At 63.3% G+C, this 18,959-nt stretch carries 17 protein-coding genes and 2 riboswitches; of the genes, 6 read left to right on the top strand and 11 right to left on the bottom strand.

Annotation, left to right across the window (positions count from 1 at the left end; translation table 11 throughout):
* Positions 1-98: 98 nt before the first annotated feature.
* The 6 genes from pepN to HX815_RS30860 are packed head-to-tail and all read right to left on the bottom strand — an operon-like array spanning position 99 to position 6,606.
* A complete protein-coding gene (pepN, locus tag HX815_RS30885; RefSeq protein ID WP_087694365.1) occupies positions 99-2,756 on the bottom strand; it encodes an aminopeptidase N in 2,658 nt (885 codons plus the stop codon).
* Positions 2,757-2,769: 13 nt separating this feature from the next.
* Positions 2,770-3,600, bottom strand: a complete 831-nt coding sequence (locus tag HX815_RS30880; RefSeq protein ID WP_003217902.1) for a DUF2797 domain-containing protein — start codon at positions 3,598-3,600, stop codon at positions 2,770-2,772.
* Positions 3,597-3,857 carry a YeaC family protein gene (locus HX815_RS30875; protein WP_003217900.1) on the bottom strand — a complete coding sequence of 87 codons (261 nt, stop codon included), beginning with the start codon at positions 3,855-3,857 and terminating at the stop codon, positions 3,597-3,599. Before HX815_RS30875 ends, HX815_RS30880 begins: the two co-directional genes overlap by 4 nt.
* A gap of 15 nt (positions 3,858-3,872) precedes the next feature.
* A complete protein-coding gene (locus tag HX815_RS30870) occupies positions 3,873-4,748 on the bottom strand; it encodes a rhomboid family intramembrane serine protease (protein ID WP_008431996.1) in 876 nt (291 codons plus the stop codon).
* Complete coding sequence (locus HX815_RS30865) at positions 4,745-5,719, bottom strand: metallophosphoesterase (RefSeq protein WP_161635726.1); 975 nt, start codon at positions 5,717-5,719, stop codon at positions 4,745-4,747. The genes HX815_RS30870 and HX815_RS30865 overlap by 4 nt, the downstream gene beginning before the upstream one ends.
* On the bottom strand, positions 5,716-6,606 hold the full coding sequence (locus HX815_RS30860; RefSeq protein WP_003217892.1) for an NAD(+) kinase: 891 nt from the start codon (positions 6,604-6,606) through the stop codon (positions 5,716-5,718). Before HX815_RS30860 ends, HX815_RS30865 begins: the two co-directional genes overlap by 4 nt.
* A 143-nt stretch (positions 6,607-6,749) precedes the next feature.
* Between HX815_RS30860 and HX815_RS30855 the strand changes: the two genes are divergently transcribed.
* Positions 6,750-7,736, top strand: coding sequence for a DUF1853 family protein (locus tag HX815_RS30855; RefSeq protein ID WP_177029461.1), 987 nt, complete (start codon positions 6,750-6,752; stop codon positions 7,734-7,736).
* Here the strand turns inward: HX815_RS30855 and HX815_RS30850 are convergent.
* The 5 genes from HX815_RS30850 to HX815_RS30830 all read right to left on the bottom strand — a co-directional run bounded on the left by HX815_RS30850 (position 7,693) and on the right by HX815_RS30830 (position 14,995).
* Positions 7,693-8,295 (bottom strand): VWA domain-containing protein, encoded by a 603-nt coding sequence (locus HX815_RS30850; RefSeq protein WP_032898884.1) that lies wholly within the window; start codon positions 8,293-8,295, stop codon positions 7,693-7,695. The two genes, HX815_RS30855 and HX815_RS30850, sit on opposite strands and share 44 nt — an antisense overlap.
* A 53-nt stretch (positions 8,296-8,348) precedes the next feature.
* Entirely contained in the window at positions 8,349-9,347 is a 999-nt protein-coding gene (locus HX815_RS30845; RefSeq protein WP_177029460.1) for an ATP-binding protein, read from the bottom strand.
* A complete protein-coding gene (cobN, locus tag HX815_RS30840; protein WP_177029459.1) occupies positions 9,347-13,120 on the bottom strand; it encodes a cobaltochelatase subunit CobN in 3,774 nt (1,257 codons plus the stop codon). Before cobN ends, HX815_RS30845 begins: the two co-directional genes overlap by 1 nt.
* Positions 13,121-13,123: 3 nt before the next feature.
* On the bottom strand, positions 13,124-14,185 hold the full coding sequence (gene cobW, locus HX815_RS30835; protein ID WP_003217887.1) for a cobalamin biosynthesis protein CobW: 1,062 nt from the start codon (positions 14,183-14,185) through the stop codon (positions 13,124-13,126).
* Positions 14,186-14,277: 92 nt separating this feature from the next.
* A riboswitch (cobalamin riboswitch) is annotated at positions 14,278-14,480 on the bottom strand.
* A complete protein-coding gene (locus HX815_RS30830) occupies positions 14,477-14,995 on the bottom strand; it encodes a helix-turn-helix domain-containing protein (protein ID WP_177029458.1) in 519 nt (172 codons plus the stop codon). (Overlaps the previous riboswitch by 4 nt.)
* Positions 14,996-15,108: 113 nt before the next feature.
* On the opposite strand from HX815_RS30830, the gene fabF reads away from it, so the two are divergent.
* The 5 genes from fabF to cobM all read left to right on the top strand — a co-directional run bounded on the left by fabF (position 15,109) and on the right by cobM (position 18,843).
* Positions 15,109-16,377 (top strand): beta-ketoacyl-ACP synthase II, encoded by a 1,269-nt coding sequence (gene fabF, locus HX815_RS30825; RefSeq protein WP_177021151.1) that lies wholly within the window; start codon positions 15,109-15,111, stop codon positions 16,375-16,377.
* Between the two features lie 36 nt (positions 16,378-16,413).
* Positions 16,414-16,630, top strand: a riboswitch (cobalamin riboswitch).
* A 96-nt stretch (positions 16,631-16,726) separates the two neighbouring features.
* Positions 16,727-16,915 (top strand): CbtB-domain containing protein, encoded by a 189-nt coding sequence (locus HX815_RS30820; protein WP_003217883.1) that lies wholly within the window; start codon positions 16,727-16,729, stop codon positions 16,913-16,915.
* 11 nt (positions 16,916-16,926) lie between these two features.
* Entirely contained in the window at positions 16,927-17,625 is a 699-nt protein-coding gene (locus HX815_RS30815) for a CbtA family protein (protein WP_008431977.1), read from the top strand.
* A complete protein-coding gene (locus tag HX815_RS30810; protein WP_177029457.1) occupies positions 17,622-18,014 on the top strand; it encodes a cobalamin biosynthesis protein in 393 nt (130 codons plus the stop codon). Before HX815_RS30815 ends, HX815_RS30810 begins: the two co-directional genes overlap by 4 nt.
* A gap of 82 nt (positions 18,015-18,096) precedes the next feature.
* Positions 18,097-18,843, top strand: a complete 747-nt coding sequence (cobM, locus tag HX815_RS30805; protein ID WP_177029456.1) for a precorrin-4 C(11)-methyltransferase — start codon at positions 18,097-18,099, stop codon at positions 18,841-18,843.
* Positions 18,844-18,959 lie beyond the last annotated feature (116 nt).

Raw genomic sequence — 18,959 nt, 5'->3', positions numbered from 1 at the left:
GCTCCCGCTGGGCTGCGTAGCGGCCCCAAAATCTTGGGAGCGCTGCGCACTCCAGCGGGAGCAAGCTCCCTCGCCACAGATGCAGTACTCAGCCTCAGTTAAGCGAGGCTTTTGCTCACCACTTCAAACACATCGCTGGACAGCTCGCCCGAAGCGCGAATCCGCTCCAGCTCGCCTTTCATCAGCGCCTGCCGCGCGCTGTCGTACTTGCGCCAGCGGGTCAACGGCGCCAATTGCCGCGAAGCAATCTGTGGGTTGAAGCCATTCAACTGGATCACCAGGTCCGCCAGGAACCGATAACCCGAACCATCCGCCGCGTGGAAGTTGATCAGGTTCTGCCCGGCAAACGCGCCCACCAGTGCCCGCACCTTGTTCGGGTTCTTGATGTTGAACGCAGGGTGCTGCATCAACGTCTTGACCCGCTCCAGCGCGCCCGGCAAACCATTGCCCGCCTGTACGCTGAACCACTGGTCCATGACCAGCGGGTTGTCCTTGAAGTTCTCGGCAAACACCGCCAGCGCCTTGGCTTTCTCTTCTTCGAACGGCGAGTTGACCAGCACCGCCAGGGCCGTCAGGCGCTCGGTCATGTTGTCGCACGCGTCGAACTGTTCAAGGGTCGCCGCCAGCACTTCCGGCTTGCCGCTGAGCATCAGGTACGACAGCGCAATGTTCTGCAAGGCGCGACGGGCAAAGTGTTCCGCCTCGGCCACGTACGGGGTTTTCTTCGACAGGTCGCGATTGGCCTGGTAACGCAGCCACAGGCCCTCGAACAGGTTGTCGGCCAACTGCTTGCGAGCAAACTCGCGGGCCGCGTGGATGGCGTCGACATCCGCCACTTCGCTGATTTCAGTCAGGTAGGCTTCGCTCGGCAGCGAGAGCATCTCGGCGACCATCGCCTGGTCCAGGCTTTCGTCGCTCAATACGCTGCGCAGTGCAGTGATCAGGCGTTGATCCAGCACCAGCGCCTTGCCCTGCTGATGTTGGGCGATCAGCTCCTGCAACACCTGCACCGACAGCTGCTGGCCGGCGTCCCAGCGATTGAAGCCATCGCTGTCGTGCTGCATCAGGAACATCAGTTGGTCGCGGTTATACGGGAAGCTCAGCTTCACCGGCGCCGAGAAGCCGCGCAGCAGCGACGGCAGCGGGTGCTCGGCGATGTCGACAAAGGTGAAGGTCTGTTCGGCTTCGGTCACCGAGATCACGCGGGACGTGGCGCCGGCAGCGGTTTCACCGGCCAGGCGCAAGGCGATGCCCGCGCCCTTCCCGTCCAGCAGGCCCAGCTCAACCGGAATCACGAACGGCAGTTTTTCCACCTTGTCCGGGGTTTCCGGGCAGCTTTGACGGAAGGTCAGGCTGTAGGTTTTAGCCACCGGGTCGTAGGACTCGCTCACCGCCAGGCGTGGCGTACCGGCCTGGCTGTACCAGCGCTTGAACTGGGTCAGGTCAGCGCCGTTGGCGTCTTCCATGGCCTTGATGAAGTCATCGCAGGTCACAGCCTGGCCGTCGTGGCGTTCGAAGTACAGGTCGCTGCCTTTGCGGAACCCTTCGGCGCCAAGCAAGGTTTGGATCATACGGACGACTTCCGAGCCCTTTTCGTACACGGTCAGGGTGTAGAAGTTGGAGATCTCGATAAAGCCGTCCGGACGTACCGCGTGGGCCATGGGACCGGCATCTTCGGCGAACTGGTGAGTGCGCAGATAAGCCACGTCCTGGATGCGCTTGACGGTGGCCGAGTTCATGTCGGCAGAGAACTGCGAATCACGGAACACCGTGAAGCCTTCCTTCAGCGACAGCTGGAACCAGTCGCGGCAAGTCACGCGGTTGCCCGACCAGTTGTGGAAGTATTCGTGGGCAACGATCGCCTCGACTCGCTGGTGCGCGGCGTCGGTGGCGGTTTCGGCACGGGCCAGCACGGCGCTGGAGTTGAAGATGTTGAGGCCCTTGTTTTCCATGGCGCCCATGTTGAAGTCGTTGACCGCGACGATCATGAAGATGTCGAGATCGTACTCACGGCCATAGACTTCCTCGTCCCAGCGCATGGATTTCTTCAGGCTGTTCATGGCGTGCTGGCACTTGTCGATGTTTTCCGGCTCGACATAGATACGCAGCGCCACGGTGCGCTCGGTCATGGTGGTGAAGGTGTCTTCGACACACCACAAATCACCGGCCACCAGTGCAAACAGGTACGCCGGCTTCTTGAACGGATCTTCCCAGGTCGCCCAGTGCCGGCCGTCTTCGCCAGGGCCGGAAGCAATCGGGTTGCCGTTGGACAGCAACACCGGGTAGCTGTGTTGCTCGGCGATCACCGTGGTGGTGAACACGCTCATCACGTCCGGACGGTCGAGGTAATAGGTGATCTTGCGGAAACCCTCGGCCTCGCACTGGGTGCAGAACATGCCGCCGGATTTGTACAGGCCTTCCAGGGCGGTATTGGTTTCCGGGTGGATCTTCACCGTGGTGTCGAGGGTGAAGGTCGCGCTGGTGGGGTGCACGGTCAGGTGGCTGTCGCTCAACTGGTAGTCGGCGTCGGTCAGTTCCTGGTCGGCCAGGTTCACCGACAGCAGCTCCAACTGCTGCCCGTCCAGCACCAGCGGCGGCAAGCCGGCGCCGCGCTCGGGGTTGCGGCGCATCACCAGCTGCGCGTGGACCAGGCTATGGTCCTCGAACAACTCGAAGGTCAGGTGCGTCTCGTCGATCAGGTAGTCCGGCGCCTGATAGTCCTTCAGGTAAATCATCTTCGGCTGTTCGGTGCGCATGTCTGTCGTCCTTCTACTGATGCACGGCGAGCTGGTAGGCCGTGTATTTACGAATATTGATCACGCCGGTATCGAAGATCAGGTATTGGCCCTTGATCCCCATCAGCGTGCCTTCGGCAATCGGGTTCTTGTCCAGGTTGAAGCTGACGATCTTGGTCGGATACTGCTCGATCGGGTAGCGGATTTCGATCGGTTCGATGTCGGTCACCGGTTGGATGGCCTGCAGGCCAAAGCGTTCCTGCAAACCGAGCATGCCTTCGGCACAGCTGGCGAACAGTTCGTCGCGCACCTGCGCAAGGTCGACGGCCTGGGCATCGCCCTTGAGCAACGCGCGCCAGTTGGTCTTGTCGGCCACCTGGCTGCGGAACAGGTCTTCGACGAAGCCCGACTGCTGGCGCGTGGCAACGCGCATGATCGGCAGCGCCTGGCTGGCACCCTGGTCGAGCCAGCGGGTCGGCAGCTGGCTGGCGCGGGTGATGCCGACCTTGATCCCCGACGAGTTCGCCAGGTACACCACGTGGTCGGTCATGCAGAATTTTTCACCCCAGGCCGGATCGCGGCAGGTGCCGGCGTCGTAATGGCAGCGCTCGGGGCTCATGATGCACAGGTCGCACTGGGCCAGTTTGGTCATGCACGGGTAGCAGTAACCCTGGCTGAAACTGGTCTTGGTCTTGCGACCGCAATGGGTGCAATGGATCGCACCGAGGTATTCCAGGCGCACGGTAGTGCCGATCAATGGATTGACCGGCACCTCGGTATCGCCCAGGCGAAACGCGTATTGAACGGTCGGCTCACCCAACTGCGCCGACATCTTGCTGACTGCACCACGGCCAATCTCAATCAATGGATGGCATCCGACTTGAACAGGATGTTCGGCACCGGCGCCGACTTCGAGGCGCATTCCTGCGGGCCCATGTAGCCGGTGCGCTGGTCTTCCGGCAGGTTCTGCAGTTCCCAGGCGATCACCGCCTGCAACGACAATTCACGCTGCTCGGCGGTGAGCTTGCGGCCATCGGACCATTTGCCGATTTCCACGGCGAGCTTGAGGCTCTCGTAGATGTCCGGGGTGATGTTTTCGATCATTTCGACAAAAGAGGACATAAGACTCTTCCTTAACTAAATAGGAGACATTTTGCGGCGGCTGTACAAGCCACCCAACAAACCGGTCAGGCAACCCATCACCAGGCCACCCACGTGGGCCGCGTTGGCGATTTCGCCGAAGCCGATCATCGAGACCAGGCCCGACAGGCACAGCACCAGCCACACCAGCATCATCACCAACACCCCGCGAGGCAGGCGATACACCGGATTCGGCGACACCCACTGATAGATCCAGCAATGCCCGAGCAAGCCATACAGCACGCCGGACAACCCGCCAAACAGGCCGGGACCACCAAAATAGTATTGAGCGTAGTTCGACACCAGGCTGAACAGCAGGGTCAGGCCCAGCAGGTTGATGCTGCCCTGGCGCAACTCGATGCGCCGCCCCAGTTCCCAGTACCACATGCCGTTCATGGCCAGGTGCAGGATGCCGAAGTGGATCAACATCGGCGTGACGAGGCGCCACCACTGTCCCGACGCCAGGCTGTCGGTCAATGGCGTGAAACGGATGTACTCGCCTGCCACGCTGAACGGCAGGAAGGTCAGCCAGCTCATGGCTTGCAGGTTATCCCCCAGCAACGTAACGGCGCCGACGATGATGCTCAGCAGCAACACCAACGCGGTCACCGGGCTGTGGCGAAGCTGCTGGGCAAACCCGGGACGCCTGGTCGACGTCGCCTGCTCGGGAATGTCCAGTTGCTGGTCCGGGTCACCGGCCGGAAAGCGCTGGTACAGGACCTTCACGTCTTCACTGATGGAGTCAGGCACCCACAGCACCTGCTCCCCGGCTTCTTCGCTGACGCGATGGGGCACTTGCATGCGTTGCAGAAGCTTGACGAAACCACTCAAATCCACCGCCAGCGGCAGGCGTAATACAGCAACGGTACTCATGAAATAACCTCAGGGCGCTCGACATCGACCCAAACAAATTTACGCGGGTCCAGGCGGGTTTCCTGATCCAGCCGGTACGCCACCAGCTTGCCGTACAGCACCGCGCTGTAGTCCAGGCAGGCCAGGTTCGGGCGGATCGGCGCCGGTTTGCCGCTGCGCCAGTAGTGGCCGACGAACAGCAATGGCTCGTCGACGCCGTAGCGCAGCAGGGAATTCTTTTCAGTGGACGACAGCGGCGTGGCGGCCACCGGTTCCGGCAGCGCATCGGGCTGGAACACGATATCGCCGTAGGTTTTCGGGTCGTCTTCCCAGAACTTGGTACGGAAGAACGAGCGCGTCAGGCCGTCGCCGCCGGTCAGGGTCAAGCCGTCCGGCAGGCGCATGTCGGTACCGCGCAACAGGCGGTCGAAGGCATTGCTGGCGAAACTGCCGGGCACGGCGGCGGCTTGCAGGAAGTGTTCGTCGATGCAGCCATCCGGGAAATGCGCGCGCAGGGGCTCGATAAAGCCGTTGTCCCAGCAAGCGTGCACTACGCGGAATCGCCCGGCGTCGACAAACAGCGGCATGTCATAGAACCAGCCGAGGAAATCGTGCCAGTCTGCCGGGTGCTGTTCGAACTGGGTCAGGGTCTCGTGGATCAACCGCGCGTGGCGTGGCGTGTGCTCGCGCACAAACTGCTTGCCGCTGCCTGGGGCGGCGGGCGTGCTCCAGCCCAGCGCGTTGAACTCATGGTTGCCCATGATGCACAGTGCCTGGCCGGCCTCGGTCATGTCGTGGACGATATGCAGCGCCTCGCGAATGCGCGGGCCACGGTCGATGATATCGCCGAGGAACACGGCCATTCGCGACGGATGCCGCCAGGTACCGCCCTGCTTGTGGTAACCCAATCGGTCGAGCAAGTGCTCAAGGGTATGAGCGCAACCGTGCACGTCACCAATCAGGTCGTAGCTACGCGCGGGATCGAGCATCAGTCGCCTCCACCCCCCAAGCGGCTGCCCCAGCCCAGCTTGGTCCGGCACACTTCGTAGTAGTTGTGGTCCAGCGGGTGGATCAACCGCAACTTCTGTGCCTTTTTGCTCACGGTGATGGTGTCACCGGGGGCGCAGGTGAAATGGTTCTGCCCGTCGCAGGAGACTTGCGGGTAGATCTGCATGTCTTTTGACACCACGATTTTCAGCTCACTGTTGCCATCGACCACGATAGGCCTGCTGGACAACATATGGGGATACATCGGCACGATCACAATGGCATCCAGCTTGGGATGCATGATCGGCCCACCGGCCGACAGCGCGTAGGCCGTGGACCCGGTCGGCGTGGCGACGATCAGGCCGTCGGCCTTCTGGCTGCACACGAACTGGCCGTCGATGTACAACTCGAACTCGATCATCCGCGTCGACTTGCCGGGGTGCAGCACCACATCGTTGAGGGCGTCGCCCTGGCCGATGGCTTCGCCGTGGCGGCGCACTTCGGCTTGCAGCAGGAAGCGGTTTTCCACCAGGTAGTGGCCGTCCAGCACCTTGGCCACTTCGACTTCCAGCTCGTCGGGGCGAATATCGGTGAGGAACCCCAGGCTTCCACGGTTGATCCCCAGCACCGGCACGTTATGCCGCGCCAGCGCCCGGGCGGCGCCCAGCAGGCTGCCGTCGCCGCCCACCACGATCACCATGTCGCAGACTTCACCGAGCATCTTGCGCGACGAGGTCTGCAGGCCATGGCCCGGGAGGATTTCAGCGATGGTGTCTTCGAGGATCACATGCAGGTGGCGCTCGAGCAGAAACTTTTTCAGTCGGCGGACGGTGTCCAGCACCTGGGTACTGCCCAGGCGACCGATAATGCCGATATTGCGAAATTGCTCCATGGGGCTCCTGCGGGGTTCGGGTTCTGCAAAAAAGAACGATTATGGGCGAAAGCCGGCGTTACACAAAATCCTTTGTCGCCGCAAACCCCAGACGACAACGGTTCTCAGCCCCCTTCCCGGCTGTAAAAGGCTATGCTCGGACCATGACTCTGTTCCCTGATTTGCAGCACCTGCCCCGCCAACTGCGTCACCCCGAGGTGCGCGATCTCGCGTGGGTGATGCTCGCCCCGCCGATGCTCGCGCAAACGCCGTGGCCACAACGCCACCCGCTGACCGGCAGCGACTGGGTGCAGGCCCCGCATTTGCTGGAGCAGTGGCTGCGCCAGCTGGACCAGGACAGCAGTGCCTTGCTGCATTGGCTGAGCCAGGCACGTACCCGCCGGCTGGGGTTGTATTACGAACGGCTGTGGCAATTCGCCGTGCAGCATGCGCCGGGCGTGGAGCTGCTGGCGGCCAACCTGCCGATCCGCCAGGCCGGGCATACCCTGGGCGAGCTGGACATGCTGCTGCGCGACCGTGACGGTGTGCATCATCTGGAACTGGCGATCAAACTCTACCTCGGGCCCCAGGACGGTGATGGCCGGGACACCGCGCAATGGCTCGGCCCCGGCTGCCACGACCGGCTCGACCGCAAGCTGGCCCACCTGGCCCAGCACCAACTGCCGATTTCCGCCCGGCCGGAGAGCCGCGAAGTCCTGGCCGCGCTGGATATCCAGACCTTTGATGCCCATCTGTGGCTGGGCGGTTATCTGCTCTACCCATGGCCGGGCATGGCGCAGGCGCCGCAGGGCGCGCATCCCCAACACCTGAATGGCCGCTGGCTGCATCAGCGCGATTGGTCGAGGTTTATCGAGCAAAGCCCGGCAGGACGCTGGCAACCGCTGCCCCGCCACGCATGGCTGGCGCCGGCGCACTACCCGGCGAACGAAGCCTGGGACGCGGCCCGGATGCAACACTGGCTGACCGAGCTGGACCCCATGGCGCCCGCGCAGTTGCTGGTGCGCCTGGTGGAAAACAGCGAAGGCGAATGGGAAGAAGCCGAACGGTTGTTTCTGGTGGCGGATCTGTGGCCGAACGTGCCGGCGCTTACAGGTTATCGATATGCCGATAGTCAATCTGTAACCCCATAGCCAGCTGCTTTGAACGGCCCAACCGAATCGGGCCGCGCTCGATGTCCACCAGCAAGCCCGGGCAGTCCAGCGGCGGCAAACCCGCCACATCCTTCAGCCGCCCATCGGTGATCACCAGCAACCGCTGCTGCTCCACCGGGTAACGCTTGCGACGAGCCGCCAACCAGTGCCCCGCTTCGTTCAGCGCTGCCAACAATGGCGTGCCACCGCCTGCACCGAGGCCATCAAGCCAATGACCCAGCCCTTTTGCCGCCTTTAATCCCTGCACCTGCCACTTTGGCGATTGCCCGCTCGCGGTGAGCAACGCCATGCGCGCCCGCTGTCGATAGGCATCGTCGAACAGTTGGGCCAGTAATCCCTTGGCATCGCTAAGCGCCTGATGCCGCCGGGTGGACGCCGAAGCATCGACAATCACCAGCCACAGTTCATGGGGCGTACGGCTACGCAGTTGATACAACAAATCTTCGCGGCGTTGCGGCCGCCCGCCGAGCAAGGTGCCCGGCCAGTTGATCGAACCTTCGGCCGCGCTGCGCGCCTGGCCACGCCGGCCCTTGTTCAGTCGACCCGCCTTGGGCCGTGCATCCGCCCCTGCGTCAGGTTTGGGGCGGATGCCTAGGGCTTTTTTGGCCAGGTGGGCACATCACGGCGAGCGCCTATCGGCAAGGCGGGTGCGGGCATGTTGCCCCACTGGCCCTGGTCTTCAGGTGCATCATTGGGCTTGGGTGATTGACCGCCAGCGGGCGGCGTTGCAGGCGGGGATTGCTCCTGACGACGATGGCGCAGGGCAAATTCCGCGACCGCTTCGATATCTTCTTCGCTGATAGCCGTCGCGCCCCGCCAGGCCGCATGGGCACGTGCGCCACGCAGCCAGACCAGGTCGGCGCGCAAGCCATCGACCCCAGCGGCAAAGCAGCGCTCGGTAATCTGCGCCAGCGCCTGGTCATCCAACGGGATGCTATCCAGCAAGGCGCGGGCCCAGGTGCAGCGCTCACGCAACGCGGCCTGCCGGTCGGCCCATTGCCCGCAGAAACCCTGAGGGTCGCTGTCGAAATCCAGGCGGCGACGGATGATCTGCCCGCGTTCGGCCGGCTGGGTGTGCCCGCTCAGCGCTACGTTGAAACCAAACCGGTCGAGCAATTGCGGGCGCAGCTCGCCCTCTTCCGGGTTCATGGTGCCGATCAGCACAAAACGCGCCGAATGCCGGTGGGAAATCCCGTCGCGCTCGATCAGGTTGGTGCCGCTGGCGGCCACGTCCAGCAGCAGGTCCACCAGGTGGTCGGGCAGCAGGTTGACTTCATCGACATAGAGCACGCCGCCGTCGGCCTTGGCCAGCACGCCGGGGGAAAACTGTGCGCGGCCCTCACTGAGTGCCGCGTCCAGATCGAGTGTGCCCACCAGCCGCTCCTCGGTGGCGCCCAACGGCAGCGTGACGAACTGGCCGCTGGCGAGCAGGTCCGCCAGGCCACGGGCCAGGGTGGACTTGGCCATGCCGCGCGGGCCTTCAATCAGCACGCCACCGATCTTCGGGTCGATGGCGGTCAGGCACAGGGCCAGTTTCAGGTCGTCGGCGCCGACCACGGCGGACAGCGGGAAATGTGGAATGTCGGTCATCAACTGCCTTCTTCTATATCCAACAACAGGTTTTCCAACGCCTCGCGGTACGCCCCAGGCTCCTGCCACATGCCGCGTTGCTGGGCTTCGAGCATGCGTTCGGTCATATCCCGCAGGGCATCCGGGTTGTGCTGCTGCACAAAGGCGCGGGTGTCCGGGTCCAGCAAGTAGGCATCCGCCAGCAATGCATATTGATGATCGTCGATCAACGCCGTCGTAGCGTCGAACGCGAACAGATTATCCACGGTGGCCGCCATCTCGAACGCGCCTTTGTAGCCGTGGCGCTTCACCCCTTCGATCCACTTCGGGTTGGCCGCACGGGCACGAATCACCCGGTTCAACTCTTCCTTCAACGTGCGGACTTTCGGCAAGTCCGGCTGGCTGTGGTCACCATGATAGCTGGCGGCCTTGTCGCCGCTCAGGGTTTCCACGGCGGCGAGCATGCCGCCCTGGAATTGGTAGTAGTCATTGGAGTCGAGCAGGTCATGCTCGCGGTTGTCCTGGTTTTGCAACACCGCCTGCACCTGGCTCAAACGCTGGGCAAACTGTTCGCGGGCGGCGGTGCCTTCGTCGGAGCCGCCATAGGCGTAGCCGCCCCAGTTCAGGTAAACCTCCGCCAGGTCTTCGCGGCTCTGCCACACGCGCCCATCAATCGCGCCCTGCACGCCGGCACCATAGGCACCGGGCTTGGCACCGAAGATCCGCCAACCAGCCTGCTTCGCCGCCGCGTCCTCGTCCAGGCCCGACAGGCGCAAGGCCTCGCGCTCACTGCGCACCTTGGCCGCCAGCGGGTTCAGGTCGTCGGGTTCGTCCAGCGCCGCCACGGCTTGCACCGCCGCATCGAACAGGCGGATCAGGTTGGCGAACGCATCGCGGAAGAATCCCGACACGCGCAAGGTCACATCCACCCGTGGCCGGTCCAGCAGGTTGATGGGCAGGATTTCAAAGTCATCCACCCGCTGGCTGCCCGTGGCCCACACCGGGCGCACGCCCATCAGCGCCATGGCCTGGGCAATGTCGTCGCCGCCGGTGCGCATGGTGGCAGTGCCCCACACCGACAGGCCGAGTTGGCGCAAGTGGTCGCCATGATCCTGCAGGTGACGCTCAAGAATCAGGTTCGCCGACTGGAAGCCGATGCGCCAGGCAGTGGTGGTGGGCAGGTTGCGCACATCCACCGAGAAAAAGTTACGACCGGTAGGCAACACGTCCAGACGGCCCCGGCTCGGCGCGCCGCTGGGCCCGGCCGGGACGAAGCGCCCGTTCAAGGCATCCAGCAACCCGCGCATTTCCGCCGGGCCGCAGGCATCCAGGCGTGGCGCGACGACGATGCGCAAGCTCTCGATCACCGCCTTGACGTCTTCCCAGCGGGGCTCTTCAAGCTGTTCCACGGCACCTTCCAGCGCCTGCTCGATCAAGCGCGCGGCATACAGCTCCAGGCGTTCACGGGTGTCGCCGGCGGTGCGCCACAACTGCGTGTCGATCTTCTGCAACACCACTGGCCGGCGCCCCGTCCACGGCTCGGCCAGGGCGCAGTCCAGCGGATCGAAGCCCAGGTCGAAGGCCTTGGCCAATACCCGCAGCAGGCTCGATTGCGGCCCGCGCCCATCGCCACGCGGAATACGTAACAACGCCAGCAAGGTGTCGATGCGCAAGCGGCCCTCGGGTGACTCGCCGAAAATGTGCAGGCCATCGCGAATCTGCGACTCCTTCAAGTCACACAGGTAGGTGTCCAGGCGCGGCAGCCAGATCGCCGCATCGGCGTCGCTGTCGAGGTTTTCGTCCAGGGCCAGTTCCTGGTCGATGCGGGTTTCGCGCACCAGCTTGAGGATGTCCTTTTGCAGCTCGCGGGCACGCCGTGGGTCGAGCAGTTGTGCCTCGTAATACTCGTCGGCCAGCAACTCCAGGTCGCGCAGCGGCCCATAGGTTTCGGCGCGGGTCAGCGGCGGCATCAGGTGGTCGATGATCACGGCCTGGGTGCGGCGCTTGGCCTGGGCGCCCTCGCCCGGGTCATTGACGATAAACGGGTAGATATTCGGCAGCGGCCCCAGTAGTGCGTCGGGCCAGCAGTTCTCGGAAAGCCCGACACCCTTGCCCGGCAGCCACTCCAGGTTGCCGTGCTTGCCAACGTGGATCACGCCGTGGGCGCCGTAGGTGTGGCGCAACCAGAAGTAGAACGCCAGGTAGCCATGGGGCGGCACCAGGTCCGGGTCGTGATAGACCGCACTCGCGTCCACCTGGTAACCCCGGGCCGGCTGGATGCCGACGAAGGTCAGGCCCAAACGCAGGCCCGCGATCATCATGCGGCCGTCGCGGAACATCGGATCGCTATGAGGTGTACCCCAGCGTGCCAACACGGCCTGGCGATTGGACTCGGGCAAGCGGTTGAACATCGCCTCGTAGTCATCCAGCGCCAGGCTCTGATGACACGGACGCAAGTCGAGGCTGTCCAGGTCGTTGCTGACGCCGCCCAAGAGCGCCTGGATCAGTGCCGTTCCGCTTTCCGGCAGCTCGTCCGGCAGCGGATAACCTTGGATTTTCAGTGCCCGCAGGATATTCAGCGCGGCGGCTGGGGTGTCGAGACCCACGCCGTTGCCGATACGTCCGTCCCGGGTCGGGTAGTTGGCGAGGATCAGCGCGATACGCTTTTCGCCATTCGGCACCCGCGCCAGTTCGACCCAGCGCCGCGCCAGTTCGGCGACAAAGTCCATGCGCTCCGGCTGTGCGCGATAGCACACCACATCCGACTGGCTGCGCTCGCTGCGCCAGGCCAGGTCCTTGAAGCTGATGGGCCGGCTGATGATGCGCCCGTCCAGCTCCGGCAAGGCAATGTGCATCGCCAGGTCCCGAGGGCCGAGGCCTTGTTCGCTGGCCTGCCAGCCGGGCTCGTTGTCCTGGGCGCAAATCGCCTGGATCACCGGGATATTGCGGCGAAACGGCCGCAGGTGTGGCGCTTCGGGGCTGGACTGGGCAAAACCGGTGGTGTTCAGAATCACCGAGGCGTGCACCTCGTCCAGCAAATCCTCGACCACGGTCAGGCAACCGGGCTCTTTCAAACTGGCCACCGCCATCGGCAGCGGGTTGAGACCCGCGGCCTGCAAGCGCTGGCAAAAAACATCGATAAAGCCGGTGTTGGCCGCCTGCAAATGGGAGCGGTAGAACAGCACCGCCGCCACGGGAAAATCAGCTTGCCAGTCAGCCTGCCAATCGTTGAGACGGGCATTGGCTTTATGCGGGTGATAAATCGCCGTGCGCGGCAGGGTTTGCGGCTCGCTCCAGGCGTAATCGCGGCCAAGGTAGCCGGCGGCCAGGCAACGATAGAAATCCAGCGCATTCCCCAAACCACCCTGGCGCAGGAAGTGCCAGAGCCGGTCACGTTCCTCGGCACCCACGGTGCTGAGGCCACTGAGTTCCGGGTCCGGGCGATCATCCCCCGGCACCAGGATCAGCTGCACGCCGCGCTCGGCCAACTCCACCAGGCGCTCGATACCGTAGCGCCAATAACCGATGCCGCCGTGCAGCGAAATCAGGATGACCTTGGCGTGGCGCAGCACCTCGTCCACATACAGGTCGACCGAAGCATGGTTCTGCACCTGCATCGGGTTGGCCAGGCGCAGGCTCGGGTAATCCTCGGGCAACTGCTGGGCCGCTTCGGCCAGCAGCGCCAGGCTGGAATCACCGCTGCACAGGATCACCAGTTCGGCGGGGGTTTGCCCAAGGTCGGCGATGTTGTCATCCGAAACGAAACCGCCGGGCTGGGTCCTGAGCAGATGCATGGTTTAAACGCTGAGGGCAGCGCGCAGTTGCGCTTCGAGCAAGGCGGCGTCGAGTTCCTGGCCGATCAGCACCAGGTGCGTGGCGCGCGGCTCATCGGCGCGCCAGGCGCGGTCGAAGTGCTTGTCGAAACGCGTGCCCACGCCCTGGATCAGCAGGCGCATCGGCTTGTTCGGGATCGCCGCGAAGCCCTTGACCCGCAGGATGCCGTGCTTGACCACCAGTTGGGTCAGGGCGTCCAGCAGCAGGCTTTCGTCGGCCTGGGGCAGTTCGATGGAGATGGAGTCGAAGGCATCGTGGTCGTGGTCGTCCTCACCTTCGTGATGATGATCGTGATGGCTGTGGCGGCCGTCGATGTGTTCTTCCGAGCCCGCGCCCAGGCCGATCAATACGTCCAGCGGCAGGCGACCGCTGCTGGCTTCGATGATTTTTACCGCCGGCGGCAGTTCTTCTGCCACTTCCAGGCGCACACGGGCCAGGTCTTCAGGGCTGATCAGGTCGGACTTGTTGAGGATCACCAGGTCGGCGCTGGCCAGTTGGTCGGCGAACAGCTCGTGCAGGGGGGATTCGTGGTCCAGGTTCGGGTCGAGCTTGCGCTGGGCGTCAACCTGGTCCGGGAAGGCGGCGAACGTGCCGGCGGCCACGGCTGGGCTGTCGACCACGGTGATCACGGCGTCAACGGTGCAGGCGCTGCGGATTTCCGGCCACTGGAACGCCTGGACCAAGGGTTTTGGCAGGGCCAGGCCCGAGGTTTCGATGAGGATATGGTCGAGGTCGCCGCGACGGGCCACCAGTTCGCGCATCACCGGGAAGAACTCTTCCTGGACCGTGCAGCACAGGCAGCCATTGGCCAATTCGTAGACGCGGCCGTTCGCCTCTTCTTCGGTACAGCCGATGGAGCATTGCTTGAGGATTTCACCGTCAATGCCCAGCTCGCCGAACTCGTTGACGATCACCGCGATGCGGCGCCCCTGGGCGTTATCCAGCATGTGGCGCAGCAAGGTGGTCTTGCCCGAGCCGAGGAAGCCGGTAACGATGGTGACGGGGAGTTTGGCCAGTGTTTTCATCGGATGCCCTTTGGGGCGGGCATACGGGACGAGTGGCCCTGCGCGGGTGCGCAGGAGCAGAATTCGCCACCGGATCACCCCGCCCGGTTGAAGTAGAAAATCGGTTGCGAGGCAGGTCTCCTGGCTTGGGGCTTGCCGGCGGTGATGCCGGCGCTGGCTGCGCCTTCCCGCCTTGTTCAGGCAGTGGCGTGGCAGTCAGATAAACCCTTTACAGTTGCGGGGGCAGCCGCGGCATTGACCGCGTTCCCTTCTTAGCTTCGGCCTGGGCCGAAGAACCTCGAAGGTGCAAGGCTACGCAGTGCGCGGGGACGGGTCAATGTCCGAGCGTTTGGCGCGAAGCAGCGCCAGGCGCTCCAGCATGCCCTCGCTGGCAGCAGGCCCGGCTTGAACGCTGCATTGCTCGACGGACACGCGCACACCGTCGGCGTCCACCACCGCCACTTCCACCGGGCGCCGGGTTTCCCGGTCAACCAATTGCAGGCTTTCACCTTCGTTGGCGAAATGGCGGTTGCCCCAGCCGATGAACGCCATGATCACCACCCGGAAATCCTCGCCAACCGGCGTCGGTACGTACTCGAAACGGGGCGGCCGCTCGCTGTATTGCCGGCGCTCCAGCAGCCCCGCCTCGACCAGGCTGTTGAGCCGGCGGGTGAGCATATTCGGAGCGATTCCCAGGCTCTGGGAAAACTCGTCAAAACGCCGCAAACCTTGCAGCGCGTCGCGCATGATCAGGATGCTCCACCACTCGCCTACCCGTTCCACTCCACGGGCTACCGGGCATTCGGCATTCACCAGCGACTTACGTTGCATTGCAGTTCCTCTGTGGGGCGGCTACGGAAATTTCAGCTATCGGATGTTACTTTCATAATGATAGTTTCGTCCATGCATTGCTACCAACCTGAAATTTGCGGAGCTAAGCGATCATGAGTAAGCGAATTGTTGTGACCGGCATGGGTGCAGTGACACCGCTGGCAACCGGCGTGGAACAGACCTGGAAGCGCCTGCTGGCCGGTGAATCCGGGATTCGCAGGCTACCCGAGGCATTGATCGGCGACCTGGCAATCAGCATCGGCGGCCAAGTGTTGGACCGCATCCAGGACCCTGAAGCCGGCTTTGACCCGGACACTGTCATCCCGGCCAAGGAACAACGCAAGATGGACCGGTTCATCGTGTTTGCCCTGGCAGCCGCGCAAGAGGCCCTGGCCCAGGCAGGCTGGAGTCCGCAGACGCCATCGCAGCAGGAACGTACGGCGACAATCATCGCCTCCGGCGTGGGTGGTTTTCCCGCGATTGCCGAGGCCGTTCGTACGGCTGACAGCAAAGGGCCTCGCCGCCTGTCGCCGTTCACGATCCCGTCATTCCTCGGCAACATGGCGGCCGGGCACGTGTCGATCCAGCATCAACTGAAAGGTCCGCTGGGCTCCCCCGTCACTGCCTGCGCCGCCGGCGTACAGGCGATTGGTGATGCTGCGCGAATGATCCGTGCCGGCGAAATCGACATCGCCGTGTGTGGCGGCGCCGAAGCCTGTATCCACCGAGTCAGCCTCGGCGGTTTTGCTGCGGCGCGTGCGCTGTCCAGCGATTACAACGACACGCCGGCATTGGCTTCCCGCCCGTTTGATCAAGGCCGCGACGGGTTTGTGATGGGCGAAGGTGCCGGGCTGTTGGTGATCGAGGAACTGGAGCATGCATTGGCTCGTGGGGCGACGCCTATCGCAGAGCTGGTGGGCTACGGCACCAGCGCCGACGCCTATCACATGACCTCGGGCCCGGAAGATGGCTCGGGTGCACGCAGGGCAATGGAACTGGCGATCGCGCAGGCAGGGATCAGCGCCGCACAGATCCAGCATTTGAACGCCCATGCCACGTCGACCCCCGTAGGCGACAACGGCGAACTGGCAGCGATCAATACGCTGTTCGGTGCAAATGCCAGCGTCGCGATCAGCGCCACCAAGTCGGCGACCGGCCATTTGTTGGGCGCCGCGGGCGGGATCGAGGCGATCTTCACCGTGCTCGCCCTGCGCGACCAGATTGCCCCGGCGACCCTCAATCTGGACAACCCGGACCCCGCTGCCGAAGGACTGGATATGGTCCGGGGCCAAGCCCGGTCGTTGCCGATTGAATACGCGATTTCCAATGGGTTTGGATTCGGCGGCGTGAATGCCAGCGTGCTGTTCAAACGCTGGCAATAACCCGGCGATTTGACGCCCATCGCCCGCCCATGCTCTCCTACACATCTTGTTTCGGGTGCCCTTCACAGGGTGAAACGGGAAACCGGTGAGTCATGTTCCTTTACTCAAGGGCGTGACGAGTCCGGTGCTGCCCCCGCAACGGTAAGCGAGTGAAGCATCAAAACCACTGTGCCTCTACGGCATGGGAAGGTGATGCTTTCAAGGCCCAGGCCCCTCGCAAGCCCGGAGACCGGCCCGAAAAAATCAGATAACAAACCCGCGGTGGGCGGGCGCTGTTCAGAACCCTGCGTGCCTGGCTCGCGGGGTTTTCATGCGCTCGTGTCACCCTGAAACCCTGAAGGGACGCGCCATGTCGATCATCAGCAGCACCGCCTCTACCGCCAGCACCACCGCCACCCTGAGCCAACGCCTGACTGCCGCCATAGGCGCGTCGATCCTCGGCGCGTGCCTGGTGTATTTCGCCGGTTTCTCGCACATCGAAGCGGTGCACAACGCCGCCCACGATACCCGCCACAGCGCTGCGTTCCCGTGCCACTGAGACCTGCCGACATGATCAAGCGTATTGCCCAAACCGCAGGTTTCACCGGCCTCCTGGCCGCCTTGCTGCTGACCTTGCTGCAAAGCTTCTGGGTTGCCCCGCTGATCCTGCAGGCGGAAACCTTCGAAAACGCCCCGGCCGCGACCGAAGTGCATGAACATGCCGAAGCCACGGCCCACACCCACGACGCTGAAGCCTGGGAGCCGGAAGATGGCTGGCAGCGTGTGCTGTCGACTACGGGCGGTAACCTGGTGGTCGCCGTAGGTTTTGCCCTGATGCTTGCCGGCCTGTACACCCTGCGTGCACCGACCCGTACGGCCCAAGGCCTGCTGTGGGGCCTGGCCGGTTACGCCACCTTTGTGTTGGCGCCGACCCTGGGCTTGCCGCCTGAATTGCCGGGGACTGCGGCGGCAGACCTGGCGCAACGGCAAATCTGGTGGATCGGCACTGCCGCCTCTACCGCTGCCGGTATCGCGCTGATCGTGTTCGGTCGTAACTGGCTGCTGAAAATCCTGGGCGTGGCGATCCTGGCTGTGCCCCATGTGATTGGCGCACCACAGCCGGAAGTCCACTCGATGCTGGCGCCGGAGGCTCTGGAAGCTCAATTCAAGATCGCCTCGCAGTTGACCAACGTTGCCTTCTGGCTGGCGCTGGGCTTGATCAGTGCCTGGCTGTTTCGCCGTAACCGTGATGGTCAGTATTCGGCATGATCCTGGCGGTTGGCCTGGGGTGTCAGCGGGGTTGTTCTGTCGACATCCTGCGTGAACTGTTCAACGCCGCCCTCGTCGAGGGTGGCATTGAGCGTCAGCGCATCACTGCGTTGGCCAGTCTTGATCGCAAGCGGGATGAGCCGGGGTTGCTGGCACTGGCTCAGGTTCTGGATTTGCCGTTGGTATTTTTCAGTGCGGAGCAATTGGCGCCCTATGAATATCGACTGAGCCATAAGTCCGAGACGGTTTTTGCTCATACCGGTTGCTACGGCATTGCTGAAAGTGCCGCCCTGGCCCTGGCAGAACAGCTGTCTCAAAGCCCTGCCACCCTGCTGATCACCCGCAAAAAAACCGCCCAGGCCACCTTTGCATTGGCTTGCGCCGGCTGAATTCCCGATAATCGTCAGCCTCGATCATGAGCAATCTTCATCTGGAAGGCTGCTCGCGTGCTTTTTTCACAGGAATGTATCCATGACTGTCTTTTTCATCGGCGCAGGCCCAGGTGACCCGGAATTGATCACGGTCAAGGGGCAGCGGCTGATTCGCAGTTGCCCGGTGATTATCTATGCCGGCTCGCTGGTACCGGCGGCGGTGCTTGAGGGGCATCAGGCGGAGCTGGTGGTCAACAGTGCGGAGTTGCATCTGGAGCAGATCATTGGGCTGATCAAGACGGCCCATGAGAAAGGCCAGGATGTGGCGCGGGTGCATTCCGGGGATCCGAGTTTGTACGGGGCGATTGGGGAACAGATTCGGCTTTTGCGGGAGCTTGGGATTGGGTTTCAGATCATTCCCGGGGTGACGGCGGTGGCGGCGTGTGCGGCGTTGTTGGAGGCTGAGCTGACGTTGCCGGACATTGCGCAGAGTGTGATTTTGACGCGGTATGCGGATAAGACGGCGATGCCTGAGGGTGAGGTGTTCAGTAGTTTGGCGCAGCATGGGACGACCATGGCGATTCACCTGGGGGTGAGTCATCTGGAGAAGATCGTGGCTGAGTTGGTGCCTCACTATGGGGAGGATTGTCCGATTGCGGTGGTGCATCGGGCGACCTGGCCGGATCAGGATTGGGCCATTGGTACGCTGGCGGATATTGCCGGGAAGGTGGCAGCCAAGGGGTTTCGGCGTACGGCGTTGATTCTGGTGGGTCGGGTTTTGGCCAGTGACAGTTTTGGTGAGTCGTCGTTGTATCGCGCGGGGCACGCGCATTTGTATCGGCCCTGAGGGGGGATGGGGTACATATCCGTTATTTAGGTAACGGCGGCTTATGGTTCCGCTCTTACAGCGGCTCACTTTTGAAAAGCGCAAAAGTAAGCAAAACGCTCTTGCCCCACCACTCG

Origin of the sequence: Pseudomonas sp. E6002, from assembly GCF_013385565.1 — a bacterium.
GTDB lineage: Bacteria > Pseudomonadota > Gammaproteobacteria > Pseudomonadales > Pseudomonadaceae > Aquipseudomonas.
The sequence above is the reverse complement of the archived record's forward strand: the minus strand, read 5'-3'. Positions and strand labels throughout refer to the sequence as shown.

Excerpts from the sequence above, each read along its gene's own strand:
- pepN (WP_087694365.1), bottom strand. The coding sequence starts at position 2,756 with ATGCGCACCGAACAGCCGAAGATGATTTACCTGAAGGACTATCAGGCG.
- HX815_RS30875 (WP_003217900.1), bottom strand. The coding sequence starts at position 3,857 with ATGTCCTCTTTTGTCGAAATGATCGAAAACATCACCCCGGACATCTAC.
- HX815_RS30870 (WP_008431996.1), bottom strand. The coding sequence starts at position 4,748 with ATGAGTACCGTTGCTGTATTACGCCTGCCGCTGGCGGTGGATTTGAGT.
- HX815_RS30860 (WP_003217892.1), bottom strand. The coding sequence starts at position 6,606 with ATGGAGCAATTTCGCAATATCGGCATTATCGGTCGCCTGGGCAGTACC.
- HX815_RS30855 (WP_177029461.1), top strand. The coding sequence starts at position 6,750 with ATGACTCTGTTCCCTGATTTGCAGCACCTGCCCCGCCAACTGCGTCAC.
- HX815_RS30845 (WP_177029460.1), bottom strand. The coding sequence starts at position 9,347 with ATGACCGACATTCCACATTTCCCGCTGTCCGCCGTGGTCGGCGCCGAC.
- cobN (WP_177029459.1), bottom strand. The coding sequence starts at position 13,120 with ATGCATCTGCTCAGGACCCAGCCCGGCGGTTTCGTTTCGGATGACAAC.
- cobW (WP_003217887.1), bottom strand. The coding sequence starts at position 14,185 with ATGAAAACACTGGCCAAACTCCCCGTCACCATCGTTACCGGCTTCCTC.
- HX815_RS30830 (WP_177029458.1), bottom strand. The coding sequence starts at position 14,995 with ATGCAACGTAAGTCGCTGGTGAATGCCGAATGCCCGGTAGCCCGTGGA.
- fabF (WP_177021151.1), top strand. The coding sequence starts at position 15,109 with ATGAGTAAGCGAATTGTTGTGACCGGCATGGGTGCAGTGACACCGCTG.
- HX815_RS30820 (WP_003217883.1), top strand. The coding sequence starts at position 16,727 with ATGTCGATCATCAGCAGCACCGCCTCTACCGCCAGCACCACCGCCACC.
- HX815_RS30815 (WP_008431977.1), top strand. The coding sequence starts at position 16,927 with ATGATCAAGCGTATTGCCCAAACCGCAGGTTTCACCGGCCTCCTGGCC.
- HX815_RS30810 (WP_177029457.1), top strand. The coding sequence starts at position 17,622 with ATGATCCTGGCGGTTGGCCTGGGGTGTCAGCGGGGTTGTTCTGTCGAC.
- cobM (WP_177029456.1), top strand. The coding sequence starts at position 18,097 with ATGACTGTCTTTTTCATCGGCGCAGGCCCAGGTGACCCGGAATTGATC.